This window comes from Pseudomonas sp. GW822-FHT03F04, assembly GCF_058801405.1.
Genome location: NZ_JBXANF010000013.1, coordinates 152,663 through 166,166 on the forward strand (window position 1 = coordinate 152,663; position 13,504 = coordinate 166,166).

General features: G+C 59.4%; 13 protein-coding genes and 1 pseudogene. 5 read left to right on the forward strand and 9 right to left on the reverse strand.

Annotation, left to right across the window (positions count from 1 at the left end; genetic code table 11):
- The first annotated feature begins 103 nt into the window (after positions 1 to 103).
- On the forward strand, positions 104 to 595 hold the full coding sequence (locus AC1RMX_RS26840) for a RidA family protein (RefSeq protein WP_085709372.1): 492 nt from the start codon (positions 104 to 106) through the stop codon (positions 593 to 595).
- Positions 596 to 665: 70 nt separating this feature from the next.
- Here AC1RMX_RS26840 and AC1RMX_RS26845 read toward each other — a convergent pair whose 3' ends face one another.
- The 3 genes from AC1RMX_RS26845 to AC1RMX_RS26855 all read right to left on the reverse strand — a co-directional run bounded on the left by AC1RMX_RS26845 (position 666) and on the right by AC1RMX_RS26855 (position 3,724).
- Positions 666 to 1,370 (reverse strand): hypothetical protein, encoded by a 705-nt coding sequence (locus AC1RMX_RS26845; protein WP_096822806.1) that lies wholly within the window; start codon positions 1,368 to 1,370, stop codon positions 666 to 668.
- 120 nt (positions 1,371 to 1,490) lie between these two features.
- The gene (locus AC1RMX_RS26850) at positions 1,491 to 3,011 is read right to left on the reverse strand and encodes a sensor histidine kinase (RefSeq protein ID WP_493073532.1); all 1,521 of its coding nucleotides are present in this window, start codon (positions 3,009 to 3,011) and stop codon (positions 1,491 to 1,493) included.
- Positions 3,008 to 3,724, reverse strand: coding sequence for a response regulator transcription factor (locus tag AC1RMX_RS26855; protein ID WP_096822804.1), 717 nt, complete (start codon positions 3,722 to 3,724; stop codon positions 3,008 to 3,010). Before AC1RMX_RS26855 ends, AC1RMX_RS26850 begins: the two co-directional genes overlap by 4 nt.
- A gap of 151 nt (positions 3,725 to 3,875) precedes the next feature.
- Here AC1RMX_RS26855 and msrB point away from each other — a divergent pair, with 151 nt between their 5' ends.
- The 3 genes from msrB to msrA are packed head-to-tail and all read left to right on the forward strand — an operon-like array spanning position 3,876 to position 6,966.
- On the forward strand, positions 3,876 to 4,394 hold the full coding sequence (gene msrB / locus AC1RMX_RS26860; RefSeq protein WP_096822803.1) for a peptide-methionine (R)-S-oxide reductase MsrB: 519 nt from the start codon (positions 3,876 to 3,878) through the stop codon (positions 4,392 to 4,394).
- Positions 4,395 to 4,437: 43 nt separating this feature from the next.
- A complete protein-coding gene (locus AC1RMX_RS26865; RefSeq protein WP_493073533.1) occupies positions 4,438 to 6,246 on the forward strand; it encodes a cytochrome c biogenesis protein DipZ in 1,809 nt (602 codons plus the stop codon).
- A gap of 15 nt (positions 6,247 to 6,261) precedes the next feature.
- Complete coding sequence (gene msrA / locus AC1RMX_RS26870; RefSeq protein ID WP_096822801.1) at positions 6,262 to 6,966, forward strand: peptide-methionine (S)-S-oxide reductase MsrA; 705 nt, start codon at positions 6,262 to 6,264, stop codon at positions 6,964 to 6,966.
- A gap of 18 nt (positions 6,967 to 6,984) precedes the next feature.
- On the opposite strand, the gene AC1RMX_RS26875 is transcribed toward msrA, so the two are convergent.
- From AC1RMX_RS26875 to AC1RMX_RS26885, 3 genes are all read right to left on the reverse strand, one after another.
- A complete protein-coding gene (locus tag AC1RMX_RS26875) occupies positions 6,985 to 7,500 on the reverse strand; it encodes a DUF6622 family protein (RefSeq protein ID WP_192558938.1) in 516 nt (171 codons plus the stop codon).
- 63 nt (positions 7,501 to 7,563) lie between these two features.
- Entirely contained in the window at positions 7,564 to 7,968 is a 405-nt protein-coding gene (locus AC1RMX_RS26880; protein WP_096822799.1) for a GNAT family N-acetyltransferase, read from the reverse strand.
- A gap of 57 nt (positions 7,969 to 8,025) precedes the next feature.
- On the reverse strand, positions 8,026 to 8,931 hold the full coding sequence (locus AC1RMX_RS26885; RefSeq protein WP_096822798.1) for a LysR family transcriptional regulator: 906 nt from the start codon (positions 8,929 to 8,931) through the stop codon (positions 8,026 to 8,028).
- A 102-nt stretch (positions 8,932 to 9,033) separates the two neighbouring features.
- On the opposite strand from AC1RMX_RS26885, the gene AC1RMX_RS26890 reads away from it, so the two are divergent.
- Positions 9,034 to 10,206 (forward strand): aspartate aminotransferase family protein, encoded by a 1,173-nt coding sequence (locus AC1RMX_RS26890; protein WP_102622689.1) that lies wholly within the window; start codon positions 9,034 to 9,036, stop codon positions 10,204 to 10,206.
- 90 nt (positions 10,207 to 10,296) lie between these two features.
- On the opposite strand, the gene AC1RMX_RS26895 is transcribed toward AC1RMX_RS26890, so the two are convergent.
- From AC1RMX_RS26895 to AC1RMX_RS26905, 3 genes and pseudogenes are all read right to left on the reverse strand, one after another.
- Positions 10,297 to 12,216: an alkaline phosphatase D family protein gene (locus AC1RMX_RS26895; protein WP_493073535.1), complete on the reverse strand. Its 1,920-nt coding sequence runs from the start codon at positions 12,214 to 12,216 to the stop codon at positions 10,297 to 10,299.
- Between the two features lie 72 nt (positions 12,217 to 12,288).
- Positions 12,289 to 13,059: a hypothetical protein gene (locus AC1RMX_RS26900; protein ID WP_096822795.1), complete on the reverse strand. Its 771-nt coding sequence runs from the start codon at positions 13,057 to 13,059 to the stop codon at positions 12,289 to 12,291.
- A 111-nt stretch (positions 13,060 to 13,170) separates the two neighbouring features.
- Positions 13,171 to 13,504, reverse strand: a pseudogene (locus tag AC1RMX_RS26905) (hypothetical protein); the annotation flags it as partial.

The following is a 13,504-nucleotide window of genomic DNA, read 5'->3' on the forward strand; positions in this document are numbered from 1 at the left end:
CTAGATTTGGATCCAACCCTGTCAGTTATAGCGCCACGTGCTGCTCGGCGCTCGACTGTCGTAATCTGCAATTCTTCATGCATCGATCAAGAGGCTGGGCGAAATGACTGAGAGGATGACCTGCGACGAACGCTTCATTGCCCTGGCAAAAGAGCTGAACTACGACATCAATGGCGAGAACACGGTGGGTGGCAATTACGCGCCGCTGGTCCGTCATCACGATGAGCTGTACATCAGTGGCATGGTGCCGCGCACCGAGGGCAAGATTCAGTATCCGGGGCGGGTCGGGCTGGAGCTGACGCTCAAGGATGCGCAGGCCGCAGCGAGCATCAGTGCCATGCGTTGCCTGGCGTTCATCGTCGATGCAGTCGGTTCGCTGGACAAGGTCAGGGCGTTGTTGCGGGTCACGGTCTATGTGAAGTCGACCCCGGACTTCGTCGACCTGAGCGAAGTGGCCAACGGTGCATCCGACGTTTTCAGTTATGTGTTGGGTGATGCTGGCCGCCATACGCGTACAACTGTCGGCGTCTATCAGTTGCCGAAAAACGCCGCCATCGAAGTCGACATGATCGCAGCGGTGCATCCTTCGGCGTAATCGCTGAAAGCCGCACAACAAAAAGCCCCGCCTGAAATTCAGAGCGGGGCTTTTTTCGTCAGCGCTGCGCTTATTGGGCGGCGATGCTGTAACCGTCGAACGCGGTCTGCTGTTGCAGGGCGGTGATGATGTTCTTGCGGTTGATCGCGTGCTCAGCGCCGGCGTTGTCGACGAAGGTCTCGCCTTCGAGCTCGGCTTCTTCGCCTTCACCGACGAAGGTGAAACCGAGGAATTCCAGCGCTTCACGATCCACGCTCAGGCGCGAACGCGGCGTGCGCATTGGCAGGGTCACGCTGATGCCGTCCTTGCTGATGCTGAACACTTCGACGTCTTTCTTGGCGCGCGCGGCTTTGCTCTTGCCGCCGCTCGGATTGCTGATCGCCTGATGCGTCTGGTTCAGTACCTTCAGGGCCAGGCCGTAGACGATTTCCTGGAACGCCGGGTCGTCCTTGAAGCTGGACAGGATGCGGCTGATCGGGAATTTGCTGCTCAGGTCTTCAAGCGCTGCAATGTCGGCGGCTTCGGCATCTTTCAGACGCTTGAGTTCACCCATCAGCTCGTAGGCCTGGTCGTCATCGAAGCGGTCGTGGGCCTGGCGGATTGCAGCGCGCAGCTCGCGGATCTGGTCGCTTTCGCGGCTCGACTGGAACGCGTCCAGCACCATCTCGCTGATGATCTTCGCCTGTGGGATGTGTTGTGAAAGATTGATGGAGTTTTCGTATTCCGCTTTGGACGACAGGGTGACTACGGATTCAGCGGTGTTGAAATCGGACATTGAAATTTCACTACTTTTTTAACTTGAGATGAGACGAGAAAGCTCGGGGGGCTTTTTCAGGCCGACTAATTTAGGGGAGCGGGACGTTGTTGTCACGGAGCAACGGCCCGGTGGAGTTGATTATTTACCCGGCGTATTCAGGTTCATCGAACGCACGATCCACTGTTCGGCGTTCTGTTGATCCACCGGTAGCGAGAAGCGAAAGGTTGCGCCCCGTCCTGCGACATCGAGCAACTGAATCTCGCGCCCGTGCAGTTGCAGGATCCGGTGCACGATTCGCAAGCCCAGGCCGCCATCGCGTCGCGCACCACCGATATTGAACGGTCGCAGGAACAAACCCTCGCGCAACTCGGCGGCGATGCCGGGGCCGGTATCGCTGACGGTGATTTCAACCAGCGCGCCTTGGGGTTTCAGACCGAGTTCGATTTCGCCACCCGACGGCGTATGACGCAAGGCGTTATCGACCAGGTTGGTCAGTACCCGTTCGATCAGCCCGAGGTCAGCGCAGACGGTCGGCAGGTTGGTGTTGAAGCTGGCCTTGAGTGCAACATTTCGGGCTTCGGCGCCCAGTTCGAATTTCTGGAAGATGTCCTGCACCAGATCGGTCAGGGAAAATTTCTCCAGCACAGGCTGCACGAATCCATGTTCCAGGCGCACCAGCTCCAGCAACGATTGCGCGAGTCCGCCAACCTTGCGGCTCTGATCCAGGGCAATGCCCAGATAGCGACGGCGTTCTTCCGGGGACAGGGTCGCGTCCTTGAGTGACAGCGTTTCAAGGTAACCATGCAGCGAGGCCAACGGTGTGCGCAGGTCATGGGAAATGTTCGCCACCAGTTCCCGACGCTCCTGATCCTGGCGGGTCAGTGAGCGCCATTGTTCACCGAGGCGGTTTTGCATTTGCCGGAACGCCGCGTCGAGCACGGCGATTTCATCCGGGTCCGCGGACTTGTCCACAGGTGTCGGCGCGACGGGCAGTGATTGCGGTGCGCCGTCGATGTCGAATTGACCCACGGTTTCGGTCAATCGTCGTAACGGTCGAGTGATCAGATTAAACGCGGTCAAACCGGCAATCAGGCACAGGAATGCAACGAGCCCTATGGACAACAGCGCCGTGTTGAGCGCCGCGCTGGTGGCGCCGCGCTCGGCGAATCGGTCGTGCGCTTCGCTGAGCAGGACCACGTAAAGGTAACCGGCCGCTTTGCCGTTGACCTGCAATGGCGCCGCGCTGAAGACCTTGCGACCATCGACACTGCGCGGGTCGTCGCCGAGGATCGGCAACGGTTGATCGTTGAGCAGTCGTCGAATCGGCGCGAGGTCGACAGTCTGCCGACGCAGGCGTCCTTCCGGTGCCGCGTTGCCGACGATCCGGCCTTCGGTGTCGAGCAGGTACACCTCGACACTCGGGTTGACCAGCATCAACTGGCTGAACAATTCGCGCACCGCACCGGGCATCAGTCCGTTGCTGTCCATCAGCACCGTGTCGTGGGCGATGTGTTGCGCCAGATCCCGGGACAGACCCTGCACCACCTCCAGCTCATGCATCTGACTGGAGCGCACCTGCAACCACGCCGACGTGCCGCAGCACGCCAGCAGCAGTACGGCAAATACCAGGGACAGGCGCTGCGTCAGGGTCAGTTTCATGGTTGCTCTGCGCTCGTGCCGAATTTATAGCCGCGACCCCACACCGTGAGGATGCGCACCGGTTGCGCAGGATCGGCCTCGATTTTCGCCCGCAGGCGATTGATGTGGGTGTTGACCGTGTGTTCGTAGCCTTCGTGGCTGTAGCCCCACACCGCGTTGAGCAGATCCATGCGCGAGAACACCTTGCCCGGCTGACGTGCGAAGAAATACAGCAGGTCGAATTCCCGGGGAGTGAGGTCCAGGCGCTGGCCGTTGAGGGCCACGTCACGGGTGATCGGGTCGATGGTCAAGCCATCGAGGCTCAGGCTGCCGGCGTCCATCTTCAGATTGCGGGCCATGGCGTCCACGCGGCGCAGCAGCGCTTTGACCCGAGCCACCAGTTCAAGCATCGAAAACGGTTTGGCGAGGTAATCATCGGCACCCAGTTCAAGGCCGAGAATGCGGTGCAGTTCGCTGGAGCGGGCGCTGGTGATGATGATCGGCGTGTAGCGCGCCATGGCCCGTGCGCGACGGCAAATCTCCAAACCATCTACCCCCGGCAGCATGAGGTCGAGGATCAGCGCATCCCAGTGACCTTGCTGCAGCAGGCGCATGCCTTCGTCGCCGTCGGCGCTGTGTACCACCTCGAATTGCTCGTCCCGCAGGTGCAGGCAAATGAGGTCGGCGATGTGCAGGTCGTCCTCGACCACCAGGACGCGTTTGGTCTGTTCCATGAAGCTCAATCCTTCGGCGCGATGAACGCATTGTGCGGGTTTTCCTCCGGGCGAGTTATCACGAATTGTTTAACTTCCCGTGAGGATTTGGCGATCAACCCAAGCCTAGGCTGTGTTCCACGACAGGCATCTGGAATTTTGGGAGACGGCCATGTTTTCACGGCGACAGATTCTGGCAACCGGCGGCGGGCTGGGGCTTACAGCCCTTCTGGCCGGTGTATTGCCAAAGTTATCCACCGGCTCTGCGTTGGTCGGCGAGGCGTTGGCCGACGAAGCGTTTGAAGTGACCCACAGCGACAGTGAATGGCATGGGTTGCTCACTGATGAGCAATTCGAAGTGCTGCGCAAAGAGGGCACGGAGCGCGCTTACAGCAGCCCGCTGAACAACGAACACCGGACCGGCACGTTTGCCTGTGCCGGGTGCGATCTGGCGCTGTTCTCGTCCGAGACCAAATTCGACAGTCGCACCGGTTGGCCGAGTTTCTGGGCACCGCTGGAACATGCTGTGGCCATACGCCAGGACCGCTCGTTCGGGATGACGCGGGAGGAAGTTCACTGCCGGCGTTGCGGCGGTCACCTCGGTCATGTGTTCGACGACGGGCCCAAACCCACCGGTCTGCGTTACTGCATGAACGGTCTGGCCATGACCTTCAAACCCGTGGCGGCCTGAGTCGTGGCTCGCCGGCGATCTTCACTTACAACAGGACGACACTATGTGGCTCTTGGTTCTCGCTTATCTCGGTGGTGTGCTGACGATCGTCAGTCCGTGCATCCTGCCGGTTCTGCCTTTTGTCTTCGCTCGCACCGGGCAGCCGTTTATCAAAAGTGGCTTGCCGCTGTTGGCGGGGATGGCGCTGACCTTCGCGCTCGTCGCCTCGTTGGCGGCGGTGGGCGGCGGTTGGGTGGTGCAAGTCAATCAGTACGGTCGCTGGCTCGCGTTGCTGTTCGTTGCACTGTTCGGGCTGACGCTGCTGTTGCCGCGTCTGGCCGAGCGTCTGACCCGGCCGCTGGTGTCCGCCGGCAGTCGATTGTCGCAGGCCGCCGGTCAGGACAATCGTCCGCGTCCCGGCGCTTCGTTTCTGATCGGCGTCGCCACGGGGCTGCTGTGGGCACCGTGCGCGGGGCCAATCCTCGGGCTGATTCTGACCGGTGCCGCGCTGCAAGGGGCAAGCATCGCCACCACGCTATTGTTGCTCGCCTATGCGGCGGGCGCCGCGACTTCGCTCGCTGCGGCGCTGTTGCTCGGCGGTAAAGTCTTCGCGGTGATGAAGCGTTCGATCGGGACTGGCGAGTGGATCCGGCGCGGGCTCGGGGCCGCGATGCTGGCCGGTGTGGCCGCCATTGCGCTGGGCCTCGATACCGGGATTCTGGCGCGGTTCTCGACCGCCTCCACCGGAGGGCTGGAGCAGGCATTGGTCGGCAAGCTTTCGGGCAAATCCCCTCAGGGCAACGGCACGATGATGGCGCAGATTCCCGCAGCGGATGACGCGGCGAACGGCAGCATGATGGCAGCCGGCGGCGCGATGAAAATGGCCGCCAAGGCACCAGGCTCGCTGCCGGTCGAAGGTCAGTTGCCGGCGCTTGATGGCGCAGTGCAGTGGCTCAACTCCGCGCCGCTGGATGCCCAGGCACTCAAGGGCAAAGTGGTGCTGGTGGATTTCTGGACTTACTCCTGCATCAACTGCCTGCGCACCCTGCCTTACGTCAAAGCCTGGGCCGAGAAATATCGCGATCAGGGGCTGGTGGTGATTGGTGTGCATGCGCCGGAATTCGCCTTTGAGCGTGATGTAGGCAACGTCACCAAAGCCATGAAGGAACTGGGCATCAACTACCCGGTAGCCATCGATAACGACTACAAGATCTGGCGCGCTTTCAACAATGAATACTGGCCGGCGCATTACTTTGCCGACGCTCAGGGGCGCATCCGTTACCACCATTTTGGCGAAGGAGACTACGCAGAGTCGGAAAGAGTCATCCAGCAACTGCTGCGTGAGGCCGGTGCAAAAACCGTGGCTGATGGCCTGATCAACGCAGACGCTAAAGGCGTACAACTGGCGCCGGACATGAATCAGGTGCTGTCACCGGAAACCTACGTCGGCTACCAGCGCGCAGAACATTTCGTACCGGAAACCAGCCTGGTGCCTGACAAGGTCGCAGCCTACAAGACACCTGCAAATCTTGCCCTGAACGACTGGAGCCTCGGCGGCCAATGGGCGGTCGGTGCTGAGCGTGCCACCGCCAGTGCGCCGGCCAGTCGTATCGTTTATCGCTTCCATGCCCGCGACCTGCACCTGGTGCTGGGCCCTGGGGCGGACGGTAAACCGGTGCGCTTCAAAGTGATGATCGATGGTCAGGCGCCGGGCGATTCCCACGGTGTCGACGTGGCGCCTGACGGCAGCGGTCGCGTGACCGAACAACGCTTGTATCAATTGGTACGGCAAACCGCTGACGTGAAGGACCGCACCTTCAGCATCGAGTTTCTCGATCCGGGCGTGTCGGCCTACGCCTTTACCTTCGGCTGATCAGGAGTACAGAACATGAAAGCTCAAACTATCTGGCGTCGTCTGCTGCTGGGCGTCGCGACGGCTGGGGTTGTCGCGCAGTGCTCGGCGTTTTCCTTCGGGGCCGAGGAGGGCGTGGTCATTCCGCCGCCGGCACTCGACGAAAACACCCAGGCACACAGCGAAACCGCGGTGTTTGCCGGTGGCTGCTTCTGGGGCGTGCAGGGTGTTTTCCAGCATGTCAAAGGTGTGCAGAAAGCCGTTTCCGGCTATGCCGGCGGTGCTGCCAATACGGCGGAATATGAACGGGTCAGCGAAGGGGACACAGGGCATGCCGAGTCGGTGCAAGTCACTTTCGATCCCACTCAGGTCAGTTATGGCAGCCTGTTGCAGATCTACTTCTCGGTGGCCCACAACCCGACAGAACTCAACCGCCAGGGGCCGGACAGCGGCACCCAATATCGCTCGGCGCTGTTCCCGGTCAATGCCGATCAGCAACGCGTTGCACAGGCCTATATCGCCCAGCTTGATGCGGCGCATGCCTACAGCAAACCCATCGTGACCAAACTGGAAACCTACAACGGCTTCTACCCGGCAGAGGACTATCACCAGGACTTCCTCACCGAACACCCGAGCTATCCGTACATCGTGATCAACGACATGCCGAAAGTGGCGCAATTGAAGCAGTTGTTTGCTCAGCGTTATCAGGAGAAACCGGTGCTGGTGAAAAGCGGATCGTGATCACCGGTTATCCAATGGTTAATGTGCGGTCACGGGCGACTGTCGGGCAACAAGGGCTCGCAGTGCCCAGTAGAGCTTCAGCGAGCGGGTACTGATCAGGCCGCACATGAAACCCGACACCGTGGACTTGAGCAGCAGCATGTCGGGGGACGCGGCAAGCTCCGGATTTACGGCATCCTGATACCCGAAGTAATAGTTTGCGAAAAAAAACATCAGGAACATGATCAGGATTTTCACGGTGCCCGGCATGATCAGCCCCGTCGCGGAGTCGTCGAGTACCACGCCCTTACGGGAGAAAACCAGCCAGGCCGAGAGACCGCCCAGCAACAGCGCGCCGAACCAACTGCTAAAAAACAGGACCGGGTCGATCGTCAAGTTCAGGGAGTACAACGACCACGCCAAAAATGCGGGTGGTGTTATGAGCATCGAGAGACGGCTTTCACGGCGGGGAGAAAACGCCTTGATCCCGAAATAAATCACAATCAGAAAAAATACGTAGGCCCGTATCGGGGTGTTTTGCAGAATCGTGAGCATCGCGCAGCATCCATGCTGAAAAAGAAGAAGGTGGATAATAGCCGAGGTCGCATTCAGTACCCGTTATTTCAATCGCGGGCGTTCCATCGCAATCACTGAGGTTTCAAACCCCAGGCGGGTAAAAAATGCTTCGGCTCCCTCGCGCCCCGCACGCAGTACCCAGGTGATGTCGGGGTTGTCGCCCATCACATGCTCGACCAGTGCCCGGCCCACGCCTTTGCGTTGGTGCTGCACATCAACGACCACCATCGACAGGTAGCCATTGGACAAACCGTCGGTGATGCCGCGGGCAAAGCCAATAATCTGTTCGCCCGATAGCGCGACGGCCGTCCGCTGCGAGTTTTGAATCAACTGCGCAAAATGCTCCGCGGATCCGACTCGATGCGCCCAGCCGTGCTGCCCGAGAAACAACCGCACCGATTCCGTTTCGGCGGGTAGTAGATCGCGTACCGTCAGATCGTTTTTCATTGGGTGATCGTGTCCTTGATGACCAAGTGATTGTTATTGAACCGATGCCAAGCGTAGTCAGCTTTTCCCCCACGTCTGCATCGCAAACTCAACGAAGCGCCGAAGCTTTGGCAGTCGATAGCGATCCTGAGCATAAAGCAGGTGCAATGGGCGGCTCGGCGGTTGGTAGTCGGGAATCACCGTGACGAGTTTGCCGTCGCGCAGATCCTGTTCCACCAGTGCATCCGGCAACATCACGATGCCCATGCCGGTACGGGCCGCCTGATGCAAACCGGCGGAGGTGTTCATCAGCATCGGCCCGCTGACGTCGATCATGATTTCGCCGTCCGGACCACTCAATCTCCAGCGTTTTTCCACCGATTGCCAGTCATCACCGGCGGGGTAGGCGAACGACAGGCAATCGTGCTGTTGCAGGTCTTCGGGCGTCAGTGGCATGCCGCGCCGGGCTACGTATTCCGGAGAGGCGCAGACGGTCAGCGTGTAGTCGATTAATGGCCGGGCGATCAGATTCGACTGCTCGAAATGCCCCAGTCGGAACGCAACATCAAGACCACTCTCCATCAGGTCAGGTCGGCGGTTGGTCAAGACCACATCCATTTTTACCTGCGGGTATTGCAGGGAAAACTCGCTGAGCGCCGGGGCCAGTCGTTCGACGCCAAAAGTCAGCGGCGCGGTGATGCGCAGGAGGCCGCGCGGTTCATCCATGGTTTGTTCGGCGAGACGTTCGGAGTCTGTCACGAGCCCCAATACTTCCAGGCAACGCTGGTAGTAGACCGTGCCGAATTCGGTCAGCCGCTGACGCCGGGTGGTGCGTTGCAACAGTTGCACACCGAGTCGCTGTTCCAGTGCGCGAAGGTGATTGCCGACCATGGTCGTGGACATTTCGCACTGCAGGGCGGCCTTGGTCATGCTGCCGGCTTCCACGACTTTGACGTAGACGCTCATCGACTGGAACAGATCCATTATCAAACCCTGCTTCTAAATGATTGAAGTTTTCCCGAGTTTATCCAGCTCTGGTGGCTAACCATACTGCAAACACACCGACCTTCACTGGAGTTTGAAGTCATGACCGCCGCCCTGATGAACACGTACCAACCGCTGGCCCTGAGTTTCACCAAAGGTCTGGGCACCCGTCTGTGGGATCAGGCCGGTCGCGAGTACCTCGATGCCGTCGCGGGAGTGGCGGTGACCAATGTCGGCCATTCGCACCCGCGGATCGTTTCGGCGATCAGCGAACAGGCTGGATTACTGCTGCACACATCCAACCTCTACAGCATCGACTGGCAGCAGCAGTTGGCGCTGAAATTGACGCAGCTGTCGGGAATGGAGCGGGCGTTCTTCAACAACTCTGGCGCCGAGGCCAATGAAACCGCGCTGAAACTGGCGCGGCTGCACGGCTGGCGCAAGGGGATCGAGCAGCCACTGGTGGTGGTCATGGCCAATGCGTTTCATGGCCGTACCTTGGGCACCTTGTCGGCCAGCGATGGCCCGGCGGTACGTCTGGGTTTCAACGATCTACCAGGTGATTTCGTCAAAGTGCCGTTTGGTGATCTTGAAGCATTGGAGCAGGTGCAGCAGCAACATGGCGAGCGGATCGTGGCGATTCTGGTCGAGCCGATCCAGGGCGAAAGCGGCGTGCAAATGGCGCCGCCGGGTTACCTGAAAGCCCTGCGCGAACTCTGCAACCGCCACGCCTGGCTGCTGATGCTCGACGAAATCCAGACCGGCATCGGCCGGACCGGGCGCTGGTTTGCGTTCCAGCACGAGGGCATCGTTCCCGACGTCATGACACTCGCCAAGGGCTTGGGTAACGGTGTGCCGATTGGTGCCTGCCTGGCCCGGGGCAGGGCAGCGGAGCTGTTTACCCCTGGCAGCCACGGCAGCACGTTTGGCGGTAATCCGCTGGCCTGCCGGGTTGGCTGCACCGTGCTCGAGATCATCGAGGAACAAGGCCTGCTGGAAAATGCGCGGATTCAAGGTGAGCGCCTGCTCAGTCGCTTGCACGCGGAACTGGTGGGCAATCCGAATGTGCTGGCAATTCGTGGGCAAGGGTTGATGGTCGGCATCGAACTGAAACAGCCGATTCGCGACCTGACACTGATTGCTGCGCGGGATCATGGACTGCTGATCAACATCACCCGGGGCAAAACCATACGGTTGCTGCCACCGTTGACGATTGATGAGCGGGAGGTGGGGATGATTGTCAGGGGGATGGGACGGATACTTGAGGCAAAGTGACCCTCTTGATTGCGTCTGAAGTGGCTGCCGATCATTTTCGGCAGCCACGGTTTTCATCCGGGCAATCTCCTGTCGGAAATTGTCGCAATCCTAATCAGGATAATCCGTCAGATCAGGTGCGAGCATTCGGGTCTTTGGCGCGCCATTCGAGTTGTGCTGAATGATGTCTTGTGGCTGCCCTTGTTCATTGAAAAACACCTGACCAATCCCCGCCGAGTTCCACAGACGTTCACCTGCTTCGGCATGCTCGGGAACGTACGGCACAATACGCATGCGTCGGCGTTTGGTCAGCCAGTTCAGCGGCGAGCGGGGTGAGTAGAGCCAGCGGTTCAGACGGTCGAACCATTCCAGCAAGGTTTTCGGGAACTCGTTCTTGATACCGCTGCTGGTGATCTGCCAGATTCGCGGGCCGGCCTTGCGGTGTCGGATAAGCACTTCGTAGACGAAGGAATAATGCACATCCCCTGACAGCACCACGTAATTGCCCGGTGTACGCGTGTGTCGGAAAATATTCAGGATCACCTGGGCGGCGCCGCGATGGGCCATCCAGTTTTCCGCGTCCACCAGCAGTGGATAACCGCACCAGCTGAATACCCTTTGTACCGTTTCGATCAGCTTTACACCAAAGATCGGTGCCGGTGAGACGATGATTGCCGACGGATGATCGAGCAGTTCCTGTTGCAGTTCGCTCAAGGCTTCCCAGTCGAGCAGACCGGAAGGTTGCTTGAGCGCCATTTCGCTGCGCCAGCGTCGGGTGCGGGTGTCGAGTACAACCAGGGCCGGACTGGTCGGCAGTACAAAGTGCCAGTGCTGAAAACGCAGCAGCTCATCGATCAGATCGTCTTGCACTGGCGCATCGAGATAGTGGTCATCACCGCTGTCGCTCAGGCGTCGGGTTTTCTCCAGCATCTCGCTGAATGCATCCGGGTTGTTGCCCCAGCCCTGGCACAACATATAGGCGATCAGTGCATTGCCGATGATGCGTTTGGAGAACGGATGGCCGTAGGCCGTTTCTTCCCACTGCGCGGAAAGGTTCCAGTCATCGGTAATGTCGTGGTCATCGAAGATCATCAGGCTCGGCAAGTGCGCCAAGGCTCGGGCAACGTTGCCAAGACCTGCCTTGAAGGCATCGATCCGGGTCTGCTCCAGGGTATAGCGCTGGCGACGTTCGGGTGCCAGCGCTGGCGCTTGCGGGTCGATCAATGTCCATGGCGTTGGTGACCACACCAACAAGTACATGGCCATGACTTCGGCAAACGTCACCAGATGATTGTCGGCACTACTGCTGGTGAAAATCGGCTTACGCGCACCGCCGAAAAAACGTTCGCGCAATGTCTCGTTGCTTTCGAGCGCGGGTAACAAATCCGCACGGTGGTAGTAACTGGCCGGGTGCTCATAAAGTTTGGAGCTGTTGCTGACCACCGCACCTTCGAGGTGCTCGCCGAAGAGGCCAAGCCGTTCGATCAGGGCGTGAATCGCCCGCAGCATCGGGCCGGCGACGTCATCGGCGTAGATCTGGTCGCCACTCATCATCAGCAGGGCCGGGCGCTGTAGCGGGTCGGTTTCGGCGGCGAGTAATCGATCGACGCACAGCAAGCCGTCCGCTGCCGGGTGATGGGGCTTGCGGCAGGAGCCGTGCAACAGTTGATCTATCCGAGAACGCAGGACGAAGTTCGGGCGCGGGTCTGTCTGGTACAGGAGATGGGGCGCCCAATCGGCGATCTGTGTTTCGCCGTCAATCAGCAAGTCATAGTCGATGCGTTCTTCACAGGGCAGGGCGCTGTCGAGGACGACGTCGATCAGATGGACAAACGCCCGAGTGCCTACAGGGATGACCGTGCATTTCGTTGCGTCGAGAGGAATGTCTCCCACACCTTGCAGGCGTAGGGTCAGCGTCAGTTGGCGAGTACCCACCAGCCACAATACAAGTCGTGTCGGTTCCAGCCGCCGCAACAGCGGGCCGGCCAATACAGGAGGCAGCGGGGAAAGGTCAGCAGAGGATCGAGACATCAGAGGGGAAAGCTCAAGGCGCACAGGCTGGCGATGATAGCGCAGCCTGCGCCTTCAACTCTTAAGCGAGGCTTAAGAGCCAGCCTTTTGCAGCTTCAGATCCAGCAGGCGCCACTCGGCATAACCCGAGTCATTGGCCGGCAGTTGTTGTATCGAACAATCGAACCGGTAACGGACATCATCGCCGAGCATGTTGCGGGCGGTGACAGTATTACTGATGGTGTAAGTCTGATCCTTGAACCGCTTGCTGCTGGTTTTCTCTTGCGGGGTAATGACCGCCGCCATTGGAAAACGCATGGCGCTCTGAATGAAAGGCGTGCACATGACCGATGCCAGTACCGATTTGTCAGCGTTCGGATCCTTGCCCATCATCTGGCGCAGAGTGACGAAGTTCTTGCCTGCGGTGTCTTCGATCTTCTTTTCAGAAACCGATGTTGCCATGCGCTTACTGTAGTAGGGCATTAGCGCGGACTCGGGTGGTGAAGGTTCATTCTGCGGTTCGCTGGCGACATAGCTTGCAAGGTTGTCGGAAACCGGTGCTGGTGCCGGAACCGGAACCGGAGCGATTGGTGCTTGCGTTGCGGCCGACTCCTGCTCTGGCATCAGACCAGGTTTCGTCGCGGCGGCCTCTTTAGCAATCTCGGGCGCAGGCTTGTCTTTTGACTTGTTTGCGGACGGGAACAACGACAGGAAGATGGATAGCACCACGACGCCAACAATGAAACCGCCGACCGCGCCAATGAGGTTTCCGAGAAACAGGTTCCAGCTGCCGCGGTTTTTCACCACCCAGCGCCACATGAACCCCCAGGCCGCGACAAATGCCAGAAAACACAAAAAATCCATTCGATCCTTTCCTTAAACCTTCGATAGGCTGAGATCAGCGCGTTCCCGATGATGAGCGCTGAAGGTGGACGGCAAGATATCAAAATAGAAGCGTGGCGCCACTTCCTTCATCTATGTAGTGGGCCAGGTCTGGACGTCTTCCCGGCGCACCAACCGTTCGAACATGTCCCGCTGGTAATCACCCATGACCAGATCATCGCGCAGGATCGGGCTCAGGCCTTCTTCCTCATAGCCGGTTTGAGGGAGAAAAGGGCGACGGTTTCCAGTGACGCTTCCATGGGGATCCTTTCGTGATGTCTTTTGGGGCGTGGGTGCGTAGTGCTCTGCGACTATATAGAAGGCAAAAAACAGGCCTTTCCAGCCTAAAGTGAAATTAGGGGTTGACGGCAGATTCTGGAGGCCTATAATTCGCCCCACTTCCGGCGCAGTCGAAACGGAAAACTCC